Below are 20522 nucleotides of genomic sequence, written 5' to 3'. Positions count from 1 at the left end.
TCACCGCTCCGGCGCGACCTGCACCAGCAGCTTCCCGAAGTTCTTTCCCTCGAGCAGACCGATGAACGCCTCGGGGGCGTTCTCCAGACCGTCGACGATGTCCTCGCGGTACTTCAGATCGCCGCTACGGACCCAACCCGACGCGTCGTGCAGGAAGTCGCGGTACATCTCGGACACGAACTCCGATTGGATGAATCCCCGGATCGTGAGGCTCTTGACGAGCACGAGCGAGAAGAATCCGGGCAGCCGGTCGCGACGTGCGAGGTCGGCACCGTTGTACTGGGCGACGAGCCCGCACACCGGAATCCGCGCGTAGAGATTCAGCAGCGGCATCACAGCGTCGGCGACGTGCCCGCCGACGTTCTCGAAGTACACGTCGATGCCATCGGGTACCGCGTCGGCGAGTTTCTGCGCGAAGTCGGGGTCGCGGTGGTCGACAGCTGCGTCGAATCCGAATTCGTCGAGCAGCGCCTTGCATTTCTCCGGTCCGCCCGCGATACCCACTGCGCGGGCACCCTTGCGTTTCGCGATCTGGCCGACCGCGGATCCGACAGGCCCGGTCGCAGCCGCCACGACGACGGTCTCGCCTTCCTTCGGCTGCCCGATCTTCAACAGTCCCGAGTAGGCCGTGAACCCCGGCATCCCCAGTACACCGAGTGCCGTGGACAACGGCGCTGCACCGGGGTCGAGCTTGCGCACCTCGTCACCATTGATGACTGCATGGGATTGCCAGCCTGCGCCCGCGAGGACATAGTCGCCGACAGCGAGGCCCGAGTGTCGCGATTCGACGACCTGGCCGACCGTGCCCCCGACCATCACGTCGTCGAGCTCGACCGGCTCTGCATACGACTTGGCGGTACTCATCCGGCCGCGCATATACGGATCGAGAGACAGGTAGACGGTCCGCAGCAGGACCTGCCCGTCGGACAGGGCGGGGAGGCCGACGACCTCGGTTCGGAAGTTGTCGGTCGTGGGCGTCCCGTCGGGGCGAGACGCAAGGACGATACGTGTGCTCTGGATCTCCGACGATGCGCTCATACTCTCGCAGTCTGCCCTAACTGTCTCGTCGACGTCAGGCCGCTCCGGGACGATCACCTCGCGGAGGCTCGTAGTTCGAGAACAAGCGGGAATGGATGGCCTCGGTGAACGAAGGACCGTCGTGCTCGACGGTGCGGTGCGGACGCTGATGCTGGGTCTGCGACCTGACCTTGGCGTTGGACGTGGATCGGATCGACACATCGACTCCTCTCGGATATGGGAGGAGGGTGCTGACTACCGCACACCATGCGTGACCTGGTGTGCGCCCCCCTTTCGCATACATATACCCGGTCGGGTCGCGGGGCGCACACGTCAGTCCCGCACCGCACTCCCATCAGCCGATCAACGTCTCCAAGCATTCACGGCCTCACACGGATTCACGTGCGATAGGCATCGGCGCGGTGGGAAGTCGCCAGCGCACCGAGCGCGCCATCACCAACCGATACCGGTCATCTGGCGGCGTAGTCACTCTCCCGACGACCGGGCATCGCGCATCATCCGGGACAGGTCCTGAGCATCGACTACTTCCCCGCTCTCGACTTCGTCCCGCCCGGTGCGATGCGCCGCCAGCAGGTCGGTATCCGACAACACTGCGATCGTCTCCCGCAACGCGTCGTAGTCGTCGGCACCCAGTAGGACCGCAGCACGGCGTCCGTTGCGGGTGATCTCGAATCGTTCATGGGTGTGTTCGGCCGCATCGACCAGGCGCGACAGCTGCGCCCGGGCATCGGCAACAGGAAGAGTCGACATGTACATAATTCTGGCCTAACCCTCGCGCACGTCGATCCGAACTCAACGGCCGCCTACACAAAACGCTCGGCTGGGATACCCAGCCGAGCGTCTTCGCGATCTGATCACCACCGACCGGCAGCAGTGTCGGGTGGCCCCTTGCAACTGTCTGCGATCGGGCCTCGTTCGTGGAACTTTCGTTGAGGCGCCGGGGTTCCTACGAGACCGGGACAGGTTCCCGTGCGGCCGCCGCAGCCTTCTTCTTCGCCCGTTTGCTCAGGTTCTTGGTTGCGCCCGTCTTGGGCGCAGCAGCCTTCGATGCGTCCGACTTCGGCGCGTCGGCCGGCTTCTCTTCTTCGGCAGGGGCTGCCGGTTCGAGTTCCTGCGCGTAGTAGAAGTGCGGGCGACGGTGGCCGAGGAACGAACCGCACCACGACATCACCGCGATGTACCGGTTGCGGAATCCGACGAGGTACACCAGGTGCACAGCGAGCCACAGGACCCACGCGATGAACCCGGTGAGTTCGATCTTGCCGACGCGGGTGATCGCCCGGAAGCGGTTGATGATCGCCATGCTGCCCTTGTCGCGGTACTGGAACGCGGTCCCCGCGGGCGCCTTGCCGAGGATCAGCTTCGCGACATGCCGGCCGCCCTGCATCGCGAACGGCGACTGCGCGGGCAGGTTGTCGAGCGTGACCATGTCGCCGATGGCGTAGATGTTGTCGGCGCGTCCGACGGTGAAGTCGTTGTCGACGAGAAGTCGCCCGCTCCGGACGGTCTCGCAACCCGTGCGCTCGGCGAGCACGTCGGCGAAATCGTTGGCCTGGATTCCGGCCGACCAGATGATCGTCTCGGCCGTGAGGCGGCGGCTCTCGCCGGTGTCCGCCGTCTTCAAGGTGGCGCCGTGTTCGTCGATGTCGGTGACCATCGTGCCGACAACGACATCGACACCGGCCTTCTCGAGCGATTCCTTCGAATACTCGCTGAGCTTGCCGCCGAACGGCGGGAGCACCTTGTCGGCGCCCTCGACGAGCGTGACGGTGACGTCCTCGCCCTTGATGTTGCCGATCGACTCCGCGAAGTAGCGCTGGGCGAGTTCCTTGATCTGCCCGGCCAGTTCGACACCCGTCGGGCCTGCGCCCACGACGATGAAGCTGAGCAGGTTCTTGCGGAGCTCCGGGTCGGTCGTGATGTGCGCTTCCTCGAAGCAGCGGATGATCTGGCGACGCAGGCGTTCGGCGTCGTCGACCGTCTTGAGAGCGAAGGTCAGGTCGGCGAACTCGTCGCGGCCGAAGTAGGCCTGCCGAGCGCCGGTCGCGGCGACGAGGTGCTCGTAGCCGAGGGTGTGACGCTTGCCGCCGGCCTCGTACACGACGGTGTTGTCGTCGGGGTTCACATCGACCACGCGGCCGAGACGCACATCGGCGTTCGGGTACTTCGCGAGGATGGCGCGCACGGAGGGAGCGATCTCGCCGGGCGAAATGACGCCCGTCGCGACCTGGTACAGCAGGGGCTGGAAAAGGTGCTCGGTGGTCTCCGAGATGAGGACGAACGGCGTGCCTGCCTTGCCGAGCTTCTTCGCCACGGCGAGAGCACCGAATCCGGATCCGACGATCACTACCTCGGTCCGGTCGACGACGGTCGTCACTCCCTTGCCTGCACCACCCATGCTGTCGATACCTCCACATTGAAGTTCATGTATGACCTCCAACCTAGGTATCTACCTCCCTTGGTATCCAGTAACCTGGGATATTCGAAAAACTGTTATCTGTTCTGCTCATAAATGAGGTGAGATGGACTTCCGGCAGCTACGTTATTTCCTCGCGGTCGGCGAGGAGTCCAGCTTCTCCCGCGCGGCCGAGCGGTGCTTCATCTCGCAGTCCGCGATCAGCCACCAGATCGCGAAACTGGAGCATGAGCTGGGCACGAGCCTGTTCGACCGCTCGACGCGATCGGTCAAGCTCACCGCTGCCGGCCTGCGGCTGATGCCGATCGCGTCGGAAGTTCTCAGCCTCGAAGCGCGCGCCTTCGAAGTCGCCACCGAACCTCGCGACAGCATCCGCATCACTGCCAACATGAGCTTCGCAACGCAGAGCCTCGACGCAATCTCCCAGGTCCGCGAGCGTTACCCCCACATCGACGTCGAGTTCGTCATCAAGGATTTCACCGACCGCGTCAACGCTGTCGCCTCGGGCGAAGCCGACCTCGCCCTGATCCGCGGCGAGGTGGATCGCCCGGGCCTCGAAACGGTGCGACTCGGCATCGAGGATCTGGTGATCGTGACCTCGGGCCACCATCCGCTGTCCGCATTCTCGACCGTCGACCTGGGCGAGCTGGCCCACTTTCCCCTGTTGCTGCCGCCGCGGAACAGCCAGGTGCTGCTGCACCGCGTCATAGAGGACGCGTTCGTCGAAGTGGGGCGACGTGTCCGCCTCGGTCCGGCGATCGCAAGCGATCACACGGCCACCCTCGAGGTCCTCACCAATCCGCGCGCCTGGACGGTGCTGTACGCCAGCACCGCCTCCGAGACCCCCAGCAAAGGGCTGAAGTTCATGCGCGACAACCGTCGTCTGCTGCGGGTGCCGGTATGCGGCGTGGTACGGAGCGGCACGGCCCCGACCCCCGAACTCGAGTTCTTGGTCCAGGCCCTCGCGTATTCGATCGTGCCTGCGAGCAACAGTGTTGTTCCCGCGCGCGACGCCGGTAGCTGACTCCTCCGACCGACGGTCCGTCCCCGAAGTCGGGACTTCCAGCTCTGGACGAGTGACCGAGCATCTGACAACATCAATTGTCACAGTTCGGACGCTGAAAGGCTGCGCATGACCACTCCGATTCCGTCGCGCCACCCCGACGCACCATGCGCTGTTCCCACAGGGATCAAAGCGTTCGGCCTGATCATGGGGCTGCGCAAGCCCGACGAGGCACAATTTCGCCGCATGGGCGAATGCCTTCTCGTCGGGGACGCACCCGCCGACCGCCTCGTCGACTGGATGTACTCGGTCGGATCGGCAGACACCAGACCGCTGTTCGAGAAGGCGCTCGCCGACGGCATCGACAGCATCGACGACGCGCCCCCGCCACTCCGAGATTTCTTCACCGAAGTCGAAACCGTGCCCGACTGGGTCGACTGGGACAAGATCGAACTCGGGGCGCGCGTGATGCGCAGCGGCGGCGCCGATGGTCTGTACATCGCCCGCGACGTCGCCTTGCTCGGCGGCTACATGTTCTCCGGATTCAACCGGACACTCCTGCGGACCGGAGCGCTCGAGAAAGGGTCGAACGCGCGATTCGCCGAAACATCCCAATGGGCGATCGACGTCATCAGCCCCGGCGGGCTCACCCCGCGAGGCATCGGTTACCGCTCGACCGTTCATGTCCGGCTCATCCACGCGATCGTCCGGCGCCATGTCTCGGCCATGCCCGACTGGAGCACCGAAACGTGGGGTATACCCATCAATCAGACCGACATGGCCGCGACCCTCGTCGGCGCGCTGGTCGCACCGGTCATGGGCGGAATCGGCATGGGCATGGTGAATCGCCCCGCAGAGTACGAAGCCGTCGCGCACCTGACCCGATACGTCGGGACGCTGATGGGAGTAGCCGACGAGTTCCTGCCCATCGGCTTCCGCGATTGCGTCCGAGTGCTTCTCCACACGTCGTATGCACTGTCGACGCCGGACGAGACCACGAAGCAGCTTTCCGTCCCCATGGCCGACGACCCACTGGCCTGGAACTATCCGACCGGGCAGAGCTTTCGCCGCCGGCTCGCGCGATCGCAGCACCTGTCGATCACGGCGGCCTTCCTCGGCCCCGGCGCCATGCGGGAACTCGGCCTGCCGATGTTCGTCCTGCCCTGGTACCCGGTACTCAAACTGCCACTCAACCTCCTGCGGTCGTGTGCTGCGCTACGCCGTGACGGACGCGAACGTGCCGCCGCGCGGGGTGTGCGCGAACAGCAGCACTTCATGAAGACGATGCTCGACGGGGGCGCGACCATCGGCCACTCGGCGACACTCACCCACCCCGCTGCGTAGGGTCTGCGGCCCGGGCTCCTGTACGAAGCCTTCCGCTCCACTGCTCAGTGCGAGTAGTCCTCTCGTCCTGCCCAGCACCGACTTCGAGATGATGACACCCCATATCAGCCTTCGGATGACATGATCCGACCATGACTGCACCCATCGCACTGCCCCGCATCATGCGTATCGGTGGCGGCGCCGTCGGCGAGATCGGCGACGTCGTCTCGAGCCTCGGCCTGTCACGCCCACTGGTGGTGACCGATTCGTTCCAAGTGGGTACCGGCGCCGCCCAGAAGATGCTCGGCAACCTCGAGGAAGCCGGCGTCACACCACGCCTGTTCGCCGACGCCGTACCCGACCCGACTACCGACTCACTCGCGGCGGGTGTCGTCGCGCTCACCGAGCACGACGCCGACTCGGTGATCGGGTTCGGCGGCGGCAGCCCGATGGACACAGCCAAGGCCCTCGGCATTCTCGGCCGACAGGGCGGGCAGATGCGCGATTACAAAGCCCCGCGCAACAACGTCGGCCCCGCCCTGCCGATCATCGCCGTTCCCACCACCGCCGGTAGCGGTTCGGAGGCAACCCAATTCACCGTGATCACCGACAGCTCGAGCGACGAGAAGATGCTCTGCCCGGGCCTCGCCTTCCTGCCGACGGCTGCGGTGATCGATTACCGACTGACTCTGTCGATGCCGCCGCGACTGACCGCCGACACCGGTGTCGACGCCCTCACCCACGCCATCGAGGCCTACGTCAGCCGCAAGGCCAACCCGTTCTCCGACAGCCTTGCGCTCATCGCCATCGGCACGATCGGCCACATGCTGCGACGTGTGTATGTCGATGGCAGCGACGCCGAAGCACGCGAGCAGATGATGCTCGCTGCTACCCAGGCCGGCATCGCGTTCTCCAACTCGTCCGTCGCCCTCGTGCACGGTATGAGCCGACCCATCGGTGCGCATTTCCATGTCGCGCACGGACTGTCGAACGCGATGCTCTTCCCCGCCGTCACCGCCTTCTCTGTCGGAGCAGCAGAATCCCGCTACGCCGACTGCGCACGAGCACTGGGCGTGGCCACCAGCAGCGACGACGACACAGCCGCGGCGAACAACCTCGTCGAGGCACTACGCGAACTGTGCCGCGATGTCGAGGTCCCGACTCCCAAGGCCTACGGCATCGACAAAGCGCGGTGGGACGAGCTGATCCCCCTCATGGCCGAGCAGGCCCTGGCCTCCGGGTCGCCGAACAACAATCCGCTAATCCCCACCGACGCCGAGATTCGCGAGATCTACGCGCAGGTGTACGGCTGAGAAAGTGTGGATTCGAGCCCGGATTGGACGGGCTCGAATCCACACGACTTCAGGAAGTCCTTTCCAGCTCGAGATGCGGCCAGTCGGCGATATCCCGTCGCAGCTGCCGGTCGTGTGTCGCGAGCACGACCACCGCATCGGTCACTCCGAGCGCCTCGGTCAGCTCGTCGACGAGCGTGATCGACAGATGGTTGGTGGGCTCGTCCAGCAACAGCACATGGGGGCGGGCGGCGAGTACCATCGCGAGATCCAGTCTGCGTTGCTGCCCCATCGACAGATCCCGAACTCGTTGATCCAGGTCATGATCGGTGAACAGACCCAGCTCCTCGAGCGCCACCACCTCCGCGCCCGGCACGACACCTGCGGATTCGAGCGCGCCGACGTGCCTGTCGTAGACGTCTCTCACGGACGCCCCGGACGGCATCTGTGACTCCTGGGCGAGCCGCCCGACCCGCACGTGCTCGACGATCTCCAGATCTCCGGAGGTGGGCGGTAATTCGCCTGCGAGCACACAGAGGAACGACGACTTGCCGGCCCCGTTGGGCCCGGTCACGGCGAGCCGGCTGCCCGCGCCGAGCGTGAGTGAGACCGGCGTGCGGAGACGACCCGACACGGCAACGTCCTCTGCTCGAATCAGCGGGGCGTCGGTACCGATCCCGTCGAGCTCCGCGCCGAGCGCGGGCATCGAGAATTTCAGCGGCGGTGGTGGAGTGGTGACGGCATGCTCGTCGAGCGTCTCCTGTCGTCGATGCACCGACTGCACCAGGGCGGGGGCGCGGGTGGCGCGCTGGTGCTTGCCGGTCCCCTTGTCGGGGCGCCAGCCGGAGACGAGCCGGTTCCGGGCTGCCTCGAGATCGACGGCAAGACGCGCATGCTCCGCCTGCTGACGGTTGTACTCGTCGACCCACCGCTCGTACTCCGCGACTCGCCCCTTGCGATATCCGGCGTACCCGCCGCCGTACAGGCGTGGACGACCGTCGACACTGGGGTCGAGGTCGAGGATCGACGTCGCGACGTCAGTGAGCAGAGCACGATCGTGACTGACGAGGACGACACCACTGCGCGTGCTACGCAGCCGCTCGGTGAGGTACTCGAGCCCTGACGCATCGAGGTGGTTGGTCGGTTCGTCGAGGAGCAGGAAATCGTGCTCGGCGCCGAGCAGAGCAGCCAGCCGAACGCGGTAGCGTTGCCCCACCGACATCTCGGTGAGCAACCGCGACCGATCGGTTATCGCTCCCAGGGCATCGAGGGCGGAATCGACGCGCCGGTCGGCGTCCCACGCTTCGAGCTGCTCGGCTGCATCGAGGACGTCGGCATACACCTCCGCCGCACCCGGTCCCTGCTCGGCGAGGGCAACTGTTGCCTCGTCGAGCAGGCGCAGCACTTCACGAACATGGACGAGCTCGATGTCGATGAGGTCACCGACCGTGCGGGTCTCGGTGACGGCCATCTCCTGCTCGGCGACCCCGAGCGACCCGAAGCATCGCACTGTGCCCGCATCTGGTTCGAGCCGTCCTGCCAGCACATTGATCAGCGTCGTCTTCCCGCGACCGTTGTCGCCGACGACACCGAGCCTCGCACCGGGCGTCAAGGCGAGGTCGACGCCCTGCAGTACAGGACGGCCACCGCGAGCGATGTGCACGCCGGTCGCTCCGAGTTGCGCACGCGCGCGCCGGGGCAGGGTGATAGTGATGGTCATTCTTCCTCCGGATGGAGGCGCGTCGACCACAGCAATATGGACGACTGCGCTTCTGACGAACGGCCGCGTAGGCGGCCTGGGGACACGCGTCGGCCCCGCCCAGCTACATCACGGGTCGCGGGGCTTACGTCGTCAGTTGAAAAGAAGCGCTTGAATCACGTCGTCCAGGGTACGTCCGTCCTGCACCGTGTCAATCGAATTACGCACCGTCGTGGCGCCGCGCATCGAGATTCCTCTGGTCTCGGCTTACTTACAAGACCGCACCTGGTACACGTGCAAGGATGCGAGGACAGCACGTCGACCAGCCGGTAGGAGATGCCCATGCAGCACACCGAGTCCTCGTTCAACGGAGGCAACGACACTCGGATCGTGTACGACCTGTGGTCGCCCGACAACGCCGAGATCGCAGGCGTGCTGGTTCTCACGCACGGACTCGGTGAGCATGCACGCCGCTACGATCACGTCGCGCAGCGCCTTACCGAGCTGGGGCTGGTCGTGTTCGCTCCCGACCACCGCGGCCACGGCCGCTCGGGCGGCAAACGACTGCACGCACGGGAGATGTCGGATTTCACCGACGACCTCGATTCGCTGGTCGATATCGCAACGCAGGCGTATCCGGGCCTGCCGGTCTTCCTGCTCGGCCATTCGATGGGTGGAGCTATCGCGTTGGCGTATGCGCTCGACCACCAGGATCGTCTGACGGCGCTTGCGCTGTCCGGACCGGCGGTGATCGTGACGTCCGGGACGCCGGGCATCGTCGTGGAGATCGGCAAGGTGATCGGCCGGTTGCTCCCCGATCTGCCGGTGCAGAAACTCGACAGCAATGCCGTGTCGCGGGATCCCGCGGTCGTCGCGGCGTACCAGGCCGATCCGCTCGTGCACCACGGATTGGTTCCCGCCGGGATCGCGCGCGTCCTGATCGACAACGAGCAGAGCCTGCCTCAGCGTTTGCCGTCGCTCACGTTGCCGGTGCTGGTGCTGCACGGCACCGCGGACACGCTGGCCGACCCCGCAGGTGCTCAGCTCATCGCCGACCGCGCGGGCTCGCGAGATCTGACTCTGAAGCTTTACGACGGGTTGTTCCACGAGGTGTTCAATGAGCCCGAGAACGACCGGGTGCTCGGAGAGCTCGTCGAGTGGTTGCGTCCTCGCATCTCTCCGGAAAGGTAAGTGACTTTCATGACCCCGCACATGCCGGTGGCGTTCATCGGCCACGGCAGCCCGCTCAACGCTCTCGAATCGAACCGGTACACGCAGGCCTGGGCCGCGTTCGGGAAGTCAGTGCCGACGCCGCGTGCGATCCTGTCGATCTCGGCTCATTGGTTCATCAATGCCACAGCCGTGACGGCTATGCCGTCGCCGCGCACGATCCACGACTTCTTCGGATTCCCGCAGGAGTTGTTCGATGTCGAATATCCCGCACCCGGACTGCCCGAGCTGACAGAGGAGATCGCCGACCTGGCCCGTCCGAAATGGGTGGGTGGCGACGTCGATTCATGGGGCATCGACCACGGCACGTGGTCTGTGCTCACCCATATGTTTCCCAACGCGGACGTACCGGTGGTCCAGCTGAGCCTCAACGCATTCAAGCCTCTCGAGTACCATTTGGAACTCGGCGCGAAACTCGCGGCGCTGAGGGATTCGGGTGTTCTGATCGTCGGCAGCGGCAATATCGTGCACAACCTCCGCATGCTGGATGCAGGTGAACCGAACGAGGGCTTCGATTGGGCGAAGCGGTTCGACGAAGCCGCCGGCGAACTACTTCGCGAGCGACCGGGCGACGCACCGTCGTTGGCCGAGCATGCCGATTTCGCGAAAGCTGTTCCGACACCGGATCACTTCATTCCGATGATGCATTTCGCAGGTCTGCTCGCCGCCGCCGGAGAACAGCCCGACACCCTCGTCACCGGGGTGAACTACGGGTCGTTGTCCATGACGTCGTACACCGCCGGCGCTCAGCATCTTTCGATTCCCGGCAGCGACGACCACAGTGCCGGAATTCCCGATTCGACGGATCCACTCAACACCAACCTGTGACAGATCAGGCGGCGCGTCCATTGTCTACGGCGACGATGGCACGCCGCGCGAATCGGATGCTCAGCCCGATGAGGTCCATCGCCTCGGGCAATGCGCGCGCGAGGACCGGCCACGCGTGGATCTGTTCGCGCCACAGGTGCGTCTCCACCACGTTTCCCGCCTCTGCGAGGCGCTCGGTCATGTCCTCGACGTCGGGCCGGGTGAGTTCGAATTCGGCTGCACACAGGAACATCGGCGGGAAGAGGTCGGGGTCGGCGTCGACAGGGTTCATCTCGCCCTCGATCGCTTCCTGCCCCGCCAGCCAGCGCGGGCGCAGCTTTTCGAGCGCCTCGATCGGCAGGTAGGCATCCTTCTTCATGTACTCGAGGTCGTGACCGGAGTCGTCGAGGTCGAGGCTCAACAGCGGCGAGTAACCGATGACGGCGGCCGGTCGCTGGAGGCCGCGGCGGGCGGCGATCTCCGCGACCTTGACGGCGAGATACCCACCGGCCGAGTCGCCGCCCACGATGATCCGGGTGGGATCGACGGCAGTCTCGAGCAGTGCGGTGTACGCGTTCATTGCGTCGTGGACCGATCCTGCAATGGGAACCGCCGGGACCTGCCGGTAGTCCATCGAGTACACGGGCGCCCCCGAATCGAGCGCGAGTTGCACGCACAGCTGCCGGTGCGTCGACGGCCCACAGAAGATGAAACCGCCGCCGTGGAAGTACAGGATGGTGGCGTCCTCGAGAGGATCGTCGACGGGTTTGGGAGAGATGATGCACTCGCCGGGCACTCCGCCGAGATCGGTGTCGACGATCTCCACCGATCGGGGCCTGGGGGTGACCTTGTCGACCACCCACGAGAGCCTGCCGAGAAGGCCGATACCGAAGTCGTTGCTCGGCCAGATGCTCAGAATCGGCTTGACGAGGATCCGGACGATCCATAGAAGGATCAGCGCGATCCGACTCGTCCGATCATGCCAGGTCACAGAAGCTCTGAAGCTCATGTGCACACACTATGTGACAAATCGGATTGCGGGTACGCGACGTTGCCCACGTCGCGACCCGTTTTGCGGTTCACCACACTCGGCTCCCACTGAAGACCCCCGCTGGTCACTGAAGACGTAGCAGTGGCACGAATAGTTCGTCGTCGGTGAGTGCACCATGTTGTCCGGGCAATTCCGACATCACTCGCTCACCGTCCGTACGGATGACGGACGACTCCCCCCTCCCGATCGCGACGATGTCGCCTATGCGTCCGACGAGCGACGGCGTGGGTTCGGGGCCGAACAAGCCGGCGGCGAGCACGTCGTCGCGGGTGCCGACCCACATGTCGTCGCCGAGTTCGTTCCGCCAGCGTTCGAGCACCTTGCCGACGCTGTCGGTGTAGACGTGCCGGCAGCGAGGTTCACCGGCGATGACGCTCACCTCCTCACCCAGTCCCGAAGTGTGGTCGAAGTCGACGCGACGCCCTCTGGAGGCATCGATCATGCCGTGGTCTGCGGTGACGAGCAGACGCGCGTCGCGGGGCAGCGCAGCGGCGAGTTGCTCGACGAACCGGTCGACGACGGTGAGCTGCGCGAGCCACGCATCCGATTCCGGCCCGTACACGTGGCCGAGCGTGTCGACCTCGCCGAGGTAGCAGTAGACGAGGCTGCGTTCGTCGGCTCCGATCGCCGACACTACGCGCGCGAGGAGATCACCGTAGGCGGAGACACCGACGAACGTGCCGCCGCGCAGAACCGCGCGGGTCAGGCCGCTGCCGTCGAAATGCCTCGGCACGACGGTGGTGACGGCGATCCCCGCATCAGTGCCGCGCTCGAACGCAGTCGGGTGCGGTTGCACGTCCTCGGGGACCAGTTCGTCGCGCTTGTCGATGGCGGTGCCCGCGAGTGTCCAGCGCAACCAGTTGACGGGTGCTTCGATCTCGTCGACGTACGACTGGTAGCCGGTGATGCCGTGGCGGCCCGACGGAAGGCCGGTGCCGAGCGACGCGATGCTCACCGCGGTTGTGGTAGGGAACCCGGCGCGGATCGAGTGTCCGGGGGCCGAGGTGAGGAACGGGGCTGCCTTCCTGTTCCGTTGCAGTAGCTCCCACCCCATACCGTCGACGAGCAGGACGACGGTCCGGGAGCACTCGGCAAGTCCGAGGCGGTTCATCTCACCGGCAACACCCGCGGAGGCGAGCACCGACGGCAGGAGGTCGGCGAGAGTGGGTTCGTCGTACACGTCGCGCAGCGGCAGGCTCATACCCCGAGTATGGCCCGAGCTCCCGCATGCCGTCAGTACTCGCTCGACAGCTCCCTTCTCTGCCGGCACCTCTCTCGACGACACCTATCCGGCCCAAGCCCTCCCGCTCGGATAACTATCTGCACGGCAACATCATTGATCCCCTCTCGAGGACCGACTCCCAGTACGGTCATTTCCCATGGCCGATGGCCGGCGCCGCGCAGGGAGGGGACGGAATGTTCGAGCAGCTGAGCGAGGCACAGATCGTGGGGGTGTCGCTGGTGATCCTCGGTGCCGTACTGGTGTTCGCGTGGTTCGTGCGAAGTCGGGTGCGCGCGCTCAGCGCGCTCTTCATACCGGCGAGTGTCGTCGCGGGGTTCGCCGTGTTGCTGCTCGGCCCACAGGTGCTCGGCGAACTCACCGGCACCAGCGGCCTGATCCCCGAATCCGTCATCGAGGTCTGGCGGGTGATCCCCGGACTGATGATCAACGTCGTGTTCGGCGCGATCATGATCGGAAAGACGCTCCCGAAGCCTCGGCAACTGTGGGACGCCGCCGCGCCACACGCCCTCTTCGGCGCATTCCTGTCGTTCGGACAGTTCGCCCTCGGCGGTCTGGCCGTCATCGTGCTGCTCCAGCCTGTGTTCGGGCTACCCGCCGAGGCAGGCTCCCTACTCGAAATGTCGTTCGCAGGCGGTCACGGAACGATCGCCGGCATGGGTCAGCTCTTCGACGACACCGGGATCCCCGAACTCGTCGACATCGGGCTGGGGCTGGCGACGATCAGCATGGTGACGGGCATCGTCGGTGGCTCGGTGCTCGTTCGGTGGGCGGTCCGCAGCCCGAAGGTCACGGTGGTGCGCGACGAACAGTTCGGATCCGATGAGCGCTACGACGTCGACGACATCCACGTCGCACCGATCGACGAGAAACCGTCCACGGACACCGGTCTCCACCCGACGACACTCGCGTTCGCGCTGATCGGTGTCGCAATACTCCTGTCGGTGGGAATCCTGTGGTCGGCGAGGGCCTTGGTCTCTGCGCTGGGGTCGGACATTCTCGACAAGATGCCGCTGTTCCCGGTCGCCGTGATCGGTGGGTTCCTCGTTCAGTGGCTGGTGACCAAGACCGGGCACGCACATCGGGTCGACAAGCGCGCCGTGGAGGGAATCTCCTCGATTGCCCTCGACATCCTGCTCGTGTGTGCCATCGGCACAATGTCGTTGGCAACGATCGGATCCAACATCCCGGCGATCGTCGTGTTCACCTTCATCGGGGTCGGGTGGAGCGTGGTGTCTCTGGTGTGGCTGGGACGACGATTCCACCGCACGCACTGGTTCGAGCATGCGATCGCCGATTTCGGGCAATCCCAGGGCAACGTGGCCACCGGTTTCGTGCTCGCCGACATGGTGGATCCCCAGCGCCGGACTGCCACAGCGAACGCCTACGGATACAAGCAGCTGCCGTACGAGCCGTTTCTCGGCGGCGGGCTGCTCACCGCACTGTCCGTTCCGCTGATCACCTCGATCGGACTGCCGTTGTTCACTGCCATCAGCGTGGTCGCAGTTGCGGTGATCGGCGTGTGGGGTATGCGACGGAAGACACCCGCCCGTTCTGGAGGTAGCTGACGACCCGCACCACGCGGTCAGGACACTTCGCCCGTATCGCGGTAGACGATGACAGTCCTGTCCGCACGATGCAGCAGATTCTGACTTGTCGAGCCGAGCAATGCCGCTGCGATGCGGCCGCGGCCGCGACTCCCCACGACGGCCAATTGGGCGTCGTCGAGGGCTCGCAGCAGTTCCCGCGGTGCCGAACCGCGGGCCGACACCGCATCTACAGGCACGTCAGGGAAGCGACGTCGGAAGGGTGCAAGGATCTCGGTAAGCCTTGTCTCCTCCGTGCGGGCGACAGCATCCCAGTCCACGAGCAGAGACGTAGGGCCCGACGGGCGCAGCGTTTCGGGTCTGGCGGCGCCGATCGCGTACTCATCGGTCCAGGATCGAACCGCGGTGATGGGTACACCGAGCAGGTCGGCGAATGTGAACGCAAACTCGGCGGCGGCGGTAGACGTAGCGCTGCCGTCGAGCCCGACCACGAAAGGGCTCGTATCGGGCCCGGGATCGGCGGGGTCGCCTCGCCAGACGACGACCGGGCATTCAGCGTGGTTGACCACCCGCACCGCGGTCGATCCGAGCAACCAACGCTCGACGGTCCCTCGGCCCGTCGCTCCGAGCACAACCATGGTGGCGCCCTTCGCGGCAGTGAGCAGCGCTGTCGCAGCGGGTTCGTCGCCGAGTACCGTCATCAGGCGACTGCCGGGTGCGTATTCGCGGACGGCGGCGACCGCAGAGGAGAGCACCTCGACCCCCTCAGCGGCGAGGCTGTCGATCAACTGTTGCGATAAGTCGTCATCGGACGTGCGGGCAGGGCTCGGCGCGGAATGCACGAGGTGCAGTGGCTGACTTAGCTTTTCGGCTACCGCAATGGCCCACTTCGCAGCGCCCAGTGAAGTGTCGGACCCGTCGAGCCCGACCACGATGTGCGTTCCGGCGTTCATGAACGGTATCTCCATCTCGTTTCGGCAGCAGGCCACCCACGTGCCGTGGCTCGTGGCGCGAACCACGACATGAGACGACAGTATCTGTCCGCCGCTCTTCCTTCGTCAGATCCGTTCAGACACAGAAATCACTTACTTCGCCCGGCGCGTCGAGCTGCGTCAGCACTGCTGAGGCACACACCCACCGCGGATACCTACGCAAACAAACAAATGTTCGAGTTGACGGGCATCGTCGCACGTGGGACTATCCCTGCACCGACCTGAAAACAGGTCGACCCCGGCTGGTGCTACCAACACCGAACCGGGGTCTGGGCACACGACAGATCGGAAGCTGTCATGCACCGTAGGGTGGAGTCTATCCACACGCCCCCAGGGGGCGCTTCTCATGGTTCGGCCTTCGACGCCGATTCCCTCCTTCTCGCCCCACCGGGGTCTTCACTGACGTCCTGACTTCACGAGCCTCTCGCCACATCCATCGAGGGGCTCGAGGTGTTTCGCTTCGACGTGTACGCGGGCCGTTCCGGTAGCCGCGGCACGTCGGGCATTCGTCGCTCATCACCCGAGGTCCGACGTCAGTGCATCGACGCTGCGCGCAGGGGTGCCATTCCCGTGCGTGAAACCGACTGGGCGCCAGTACCTTCGTCTCCATTCTGGCGGTGGAGCACCCGCTCGTGAGGGTCGACACGAACGACCGGGTCCAGCGTAAGCCGCACGTCACTTCCGACGTGGGGCCAGATGCGTTGGCCGAGATGGTCTATCGGGGTATGGCGACCGGGCAGCGTTGGGGAAGGGGCCGAAGGCAAGCACAGGGACCCGCAGGGTCTCCGTACGGTTTGGCGCAGCCGCCCGCAAGGCGTCCTATCCATCCCCACTCTCAGGCTGTTCGGCTTGACAACCATTCGGGCATCAATCAAGATCGACCGGAAACCGGCGGGAGGGGGAAACCCGCCAGGTCACTATCAGGGGAATTGGACTCAGCAGGCAGCCCGACATCTGCCCAGGCACTGCGCCAGTCAAGACAAGCCCGCCGGGCCGGCGGGCGGGGGGAAACTTGAATACATCCGAATCATCTGTGCCGTACGGAAATGTCCTCGTCGACGGCCTACGAGCACAGCGCGACAACCGACCCGAGCACACGGCGGTAACAGACTTCCGGACGTCGACGCAGCGCTCGTTCTCAAACCTGTGGCTCGCCGCCGAATCGGCAGCGATGCACCTGTACCGTTCCGGCGCACGACCAGGGCAACACGTGGTGATGACGCTGCCGCTCGGCTCCGAACTTATCGCATACTGTTACGGCGCAGCAATACTCGGTGCTGTTCCCGCATTCGTCGACCCCAATCAGCCTCTGGAGTCACTCGCCCCCTGTTTGGCTGATCTCGATGCTGCAGTATGGGTATCGTCGATTCCCGATCCGGCGCGAGGACTGTACCGCGGCTCCATATGGCCACCCGACCACACCATTTTCGACGCGGGCGACAGCGACTCTACCAGCAAGAAACAACCCTGGGAACAGCGCGCGTGGAGTGTGAACGACACCGTCCTGATGCTCTACACCAGCGGCACCACAGGGATTCCCAAAGGAGTACCCTGGACCTCCCGCGAGCTCTCCTCTCAGATGCGGTACTACGGCGACAATGACATTCGCTCAGAATTCTGTCTTTTCCCTCACCTGGCCTTGGTATCTCTGGCGATCGGTCGCCGAGTCGTATTACCTGACCTATCCACCGCTCAGCCGGCTCATCTCGATATCGACGCGTTCTATCGCCAACTGGCCGGCTCGGGCAGCGACTATCTCTTCGCCTCGCCTCTCGTATGGCACCGCCTCGTCACCCATATACAACGCCACAGTCTGCCTGCTCCGAAACTTCGTCGGGCCGCGACCGCCGGCTCAGCGATCGGCGTCCGGTTGATCGAACGAATGCGCGCCGCACTCGATCCGACAGACGTGGTCGTCCCGTATGCAAGCACCGAAGCGTTGATGCCGATCACTGTCGTCGGCGCCGACGAACACATCTACCTGTCGCAGTTGAAAACCTGGAACGGCAAGGGGACACCGCTCGGTCGTCCAACCGAGGAGATGCAAGTCCGCATCATCTCCCCGTCGTCGAAGGGCGCGAATTTCGACGTGACAACTGCAAGTCTCGACACCGGCGTCGCAGGTGAGATCATCGTTGCGGGACCGCGGGTGGTCAGAACCTATCATCGCCGTGACGATGCCGTGGCCGCATCGAAGTTGCGGGATTCCCCAACGGGCGAAATATGGCACCGCACTGGAGATCATGGATATATCGACGACTCCGGGCTTGTCTGGTACCTGTGCAGGAACAGGGATGTGGTCGACTCCCCGCATGGGCCCATCTACCCCGACGCACTCGAGCAGATGTGGAACATGGTGACAGGGTTTGCACTCAGTGCTGTGGTCTACGATGCCGATGCGGACCGGCTCTTTTATGTCTTTCCTCATGACGAGGATCCGTCAGCCGTCGACATCGGCACCATGTCCATCCTCGCACAGCGCTTGCATTTTCCCGGCCCCACACCGCTACAGTTGCCCGGCGCGTTGCCAACAGATCCTCGCCACAACAGCAAGATCGACCGCGATGCTGTGACTAGGCTGGTCAGGCAGATCACCGCGTCGGGGTGCTCGTGACAAACACATTCGCCGTGGATCATCCGGCCGAGGTCATCGATATCTATCTGAATGTCTGCGCCGACGAGAATCGCTTTGTCGCACAATCGATCGCGGCATTCGACACAATCGGATTGAACGGGCCTGTCCTCGATTGCGCTGTCGGAACGGGGTTCGGGACCATCAGGCTCCTGGAGTTGGGCTATTCCCTCGTATGTTCCGACGGAAGCACCGAGATGCTCGACCGATTTCGACACAACTGCACCGAGGCAGGGCTTTCCAACGATGCGATCTGCGCTCGCTGGGAAGACCTCGGCCGGATGTTTCCCGAGGTGTTCGACATGGTGATGTGCCGCGGAAACTCCCTCGCATACGCCGACACGTGGGATTCCGACTCAGCGCTCGAGTTCGACCCCGGTCGCGTGATCACCCATGTGGCAGGTATGGCAGGCGCCCTCCGTCCCGGCGGCGCACTTCTGGTGGATCTGCCGTCCGCTCGGCCGGACACTTCCCCCTCTGTTCTCGAGCATCAGGGGTTCTGCCCTGCGGGACGACCGGTAACCGTCATCGAAGAGATCTCCACCGACCACGAGACCCGCATCCGGCATTGGGATGTCGCGATGACCGTGGGACATCGAAACTACCGGTTCGCGCGATCGTCTTATCTTCTCGATCTGAACACTCTGCGAGATGCACTCGACGCATGCGGATTCACATCGGTCAGGTCACTTCCGGGCTCATCGGTGCGCGATCACTACCAGACTGTCGTTGCGATCAAACAGCGATCACAACCGACCCGCCGGATCGCCGCAGGGCGGTGACGTCACTACTCCGACCGCGGCGGTCGAGTCAGTCCTTGACGTCCGACCCGTGCTTCGTCAGCGCCATGACCTCGATGTCCATGTACGGGAACAGCGGCAGGTTGAACAGGATCTCGTGCAGCTCGTCGGCCGAGTCCACGTCGAAGATGGAGATGTTGCTGTACTTTCCGACGATGCGCCAGATCTCGGGCCACTGACCGGCCCGCTGGAGTTCCTGACTGTAGGCCTTCTCCTTGGCGATCGTCTCGGCGCGCACCTCGGGGTCGAGGTCGCGGGGAATGTTGACGTCCATCCGAACGTGGAACAGTGCCATGGGTTTTCTCCTTCTTCGAGTGTGGGTTCAGTCTCGCGCGTACTTCTTGACGACGTCCATGTCGAGTTCGACACCGAGGCCGGGGCCCTCCGGCAGGTGCACCTGGCCATCGGAGTATTCGAGGGGCTTCTTCAGCAGCTCGACCGCGAACAGCTGAGGACCGAACAGCTCGGTGCCGTAGTTGATCCCGGGCTCGGAGCATGCGAAATGGATGGACGCGGCGGTACCGATCGGGCCTTCGATGGACGTCGCGCCGTGGCAGCGCAGACCAGCGGCCTTGGCGACCGCGACCACTTCCTTGCTGCGCTGCAGACCACCGCACTTGGTGGTCTTGAGGGCGATGACGTCGGCCGCGGCGAGCTTGGCGACCTCGTATGCGTCGTGCGGGGTCTGGACGGATTCGTCGGCCATGACGGGGGCCGAGACGCGGCGGTTGATCTCGGCGAGGACATCGAGCTGGTCGGCCGGGGTCGGCTGCTCGATGAGTTCCACACCACCGTCGACGAGCTGCGGTACGTGACGCAGCGCGGTGAAACGATCCCAGCGCGCGTTCACATCGATGCTGAATCCGACCTTGCCGTCGAACGCCTCCACGATCTTCACCACGCGGTCGGTGTCGACGACGGGATCGAGCGCACCCATCTTGAGCTTGAACGAGAAGTTGAGGCGCTGCTCCATCTTGTGGGTGACCTCTTCGACGATCTCCTCGAGAGGCGCCGCGCCGAGCGCCCAGCGTACGTCGACTCCGGTGCGGAACGCGCCACCGAGCAGTGATGCGACCGGCACGCCGAGGCTGCGGCCCCACGCGTCATGCATCGCCACATCGACCGCAGCCTTCGCGAAACGCGCGTTCGCGACGATCCGTTCGATGTCGAGCATCACGCCGCTGATCTCGTCGACACCACGACCGATGATGTAGGGACCGATGTAGCGATCGACGATCTGCTTCATCGTCTCGACGGATTCGCCTCCCCACCACGGGCCTCCGGGCACGACGCCTTCGCCGTAGCCGGTGACTCCGCCGGCAGTGGTAACGGCGACGAAGAGGATCGGTTGCACTTCCGATGTCGTGGTCGCGAACTTGTGCGGACGAATCAGGGGCACGTCGACGATCGTCGATTCGACGGAGACGATCGCCAGGTCGGGGTCGGACATCT

18 protein-coding genes are annotated in these 20522 nt (G+C 64.8%); 8 read left to right on the top strand and 10 right to left on the bottom strand.

The genetic code is table 11. The annotated features are described in order from the left end of the window. The 4 genes from MWU77_RS13275 to MWU77_RS13260 form a co-directional block, all read right to left on the bottom strand. A complete protein-coding gene (locus MWU77_RS13275) occupies window positions 1-1038 on the bottom strand; it encodes an NADP-dependent oxidoreductase (protein ID WP_247273911.1) in 1038 nt (345 codons plus the stop codon). A 34-nt stretch (window positions 1039-1072) separates the two neighbouring features. Next, the gene (locus MWU77_RS13270) at window positions 1073-1237 is read right to left on the bottom strand and encodes a hypothetical protein (protein ID WP_169689507.1); all 165 of its coding nucleotides are present in this window, start codon (window positions 1235-1237) and stop codon (window positions 1073-1075) included. A 266-nt stretch (window positions 1238-1503) separates the two neighbouring features. Then, window positions 1504-1788, bottom strand: a complete 285-nt coding sequence (locus tag MWU77_RS13265) for a type II toxin-antitoxin system Phd/YefM family antitoxin (protein WP_240959757.1) — start codon at window positions 1786-1788, stop codon at window positions 1504-1506. Window positions 1789-1984: 196 nt separating this feature from the next. Beyond that, window positions 1985-3436 carry an NAD(P)/FAD-dependent oxidoreductase gene (locus tag MWU77_RS13260; protein WP_247273910.1) on the bottom strand — a complete coding sequence of 484 codons (1452 nt, stop codon included), beginning with the start codon at window positions 3434-3436 and terminating at the stop codon, window positions 1985-1987. Between the two features lie 124 nt (window positions 3437-3560). Here MWU77_RS13260 and MWU77_RS13255 point away from each other — a divergent pair, with 124 nt between their 5' ends. The 3 genes from MWU77_RS13255 to MWU77_RS13245 all read left to right on the top strand — a co-directional run bounded on the left by MWU77_RS13255 (window position 3561) and on the right by MWU77_RS13245 (window position 7093). Then, window positions 3561-4478 carry a LysR family transcriptional regulator gene (locus tag MWU77_RS13255; protein WP_169689505.1) on the top strand — a complete coding sequence of 306 codons (918 nt, stop codon included), beginning with the start codon at window positions 3561-3563 and terminating at the stop codon, window positions 4476-4478. Window positions 4479-4586: 108 nt separating this feature from the next. Continuing rightward, entirely contained in the window at window positions 4587-5801 is a 1215-nt protein-coding gene (locus tag MWU77_RS13250; protein WP_169689504.1) for an oxygenase MpaB family protein, read from the top strand. 131 nt (window positions 5802-5932) lie between these two features. Continuing rightward, window positions 5933-7093, top strand: a complete 1161-nt coding sequence (locus tag MWU77_RS13245) for an iron-containing alcohol dehydrogenase (protein ID WP_247273909.1) — start codon at window positions 5933-5935, stop codon at window positions 7091-7093. Between the two features lie 49 nt (window positions 7094-7142). On the opposite strand, the gene MWU77_RS13240 is transcribed toward MWU77_RS13245, so the two are convergent. Next, window positions 7143-8792 carry an ABC-F family ATP-binding cassette domain-containing protein gene (locus MWU77_RS13240; protein ID WP_247273908.1) on the bottom strand — a complete coding sequence of 550 codons (1650 nt, stop codon included), beginning with the start codon at window positions 8790-8792 and terminating at the stop codon, window positions 7143-7145. A 321-nt stretch (window positions 8793-9113) separates the two neighbouring features. Between MWU77_RS13240 and MWU77_RS13235 the strand changes: the two genes are divergently transcribed. Then, entirely contained in the window at window positions 9114-9962 is an 849-nt protein-coding gene (locus MWU77_RS13235; protein WP_247273907.1) for an alpha/beta hydrolase, read from the top strand. Window positions 9963-9971: 9 nt separating this feature from the next. Continuing rightward, on the top strand, window positions 9972-10829 hold the full coding sequence (ygiD, locus tag MWU77_RS13230; RefSeq protein WP_308198796.1) for a 4,5-DOPA dioxygenase extradiol: 858 nt from the start codon (window positions 9972-9974) through the stop codon (window positions 10827-10829). Between the two features lie 4 nt (window positions 10830-10833). On the opposite strand, the gene MWU77_RS13225 is transcribed toward ygiD, so the two are convergent. Continuing rightward, window positions 10834-11817, bottom strand: a complete 984-nt coding sequence (locus MWU77_RS13225; protein WP_247273906.1) for an alpha/beta hydrolase — start codon at window positions 11815-11817, stop codon at window positions 10834-10836. A gap of 106 nt (window positions 11818-11923) precedes the next feature. Beyond that, entirely contained in the window at window positions 11924-13060 is a 1137-nt protein-coding gene (locus MWU77_RS13220; RefSeq protein ID WP_247273905.1) for an alkaline phosphatase family protein, read from the bottom strand. A gap of 215 nt (window positions 13061-13275) precedes the next feature. Here MWU77_RS13220 and MWU77_RS13215 point away from each other — a divergent pair, with 215 nt between their 5' ends. Beyond that, a complete protein-coding gene (locus MWU77_RS13215; RefSeq protein ID WP_247273904.1) occupies window positions 13276-14667 on the top strand; it encodes a sodium/glutamate symporter in 1392 nt (463 codons plus the stop codon). Between the two features lie 17 nt (window positions 14668-14684). Here MWU77_RS13215 and MWU77_RS13210 read toward each other — a convergent pair whose 3' ends face one another. Beyond that, a complete protein-coding gene (locus MWU77_RS13210; protein ID WP_247273903.1) occupies window positions 14685-15599 on the bottom strand; it encodes a universal stress protein in 915 nt (304 codons plus the stop codon). 1072 nt (window positions 15600-16671) lie between these two features. Here MWU77_RS13210 and MWU77_RS13205 point away from each other — a divergent pair. Both MWU77_RS13205 and MWU77_RS13200 read left to right on the top strand, forming a co-directional pair. After that, window positions 16672-18252, top strand: coding sequence for an AMP-binding protein (locus MWU77_RS13205; RefSeq protein ID WP_247274122.1), 1581 nt, complete (start codon window positions 16672-16674; stop codon window positions 18250-18252). After that, window positions 18249-19052: a class I SAM-dependent methyltransferase gene (locus MWU77_RS13200; RefSeq protein WP_169689496.1), complete on the top strand. Its 804-nt coding sequence runs from the start codon at window positions 18249-18251 to the stop codon at window positions 19050-19052. Before MWU77_RS13205 ends, MWU77_RS13200 begins: the two co-directional genes overlap by 4 nt. Before the next feature lie 28 nt (window positions 19053-19080). Here the strand turns inward: MWU77_RS13200 and catC are convergent, their stop codons facing one another. Then, entirely contained in the window at window positions 19081-19365 is a 285-nt protein-coding gene (gene catC / locus MWU77_RS13195) for a muconolactone Delta-isomerase (protein ID WP_247273902.1), read from the bottom strand. 27 nt (window positions 19366-19392) lie between these two features. Then, a complete protein-coding gene (locus MWU77_RS13190) occupies window positions 19393-20520 on the bottom strand; it encodes a muconate/chloromuconate family cycloisomerase (RefSeq protein ID WP_247273901.1) in 1128 nt (375 codons plus the stop codon). Between the last annotated feature and the right edge of the window lie 2 nt (window positions 20521-20522).

Source organism: Rhodococcus sp. F64268, assembly GCF_023015605.1.
In the GTDB taxonomy this organism is placed as follows: domain Bacteria; phylum Actinomycetota; class Actinomycetes; order Mycobacteriales; family Mycobacteriaceae; genus Rhodococcus.
Note: the sequence above shows the minus strand (reverse complement) of the source record. Positions and strands in the feature narration are given on the sequence as shown.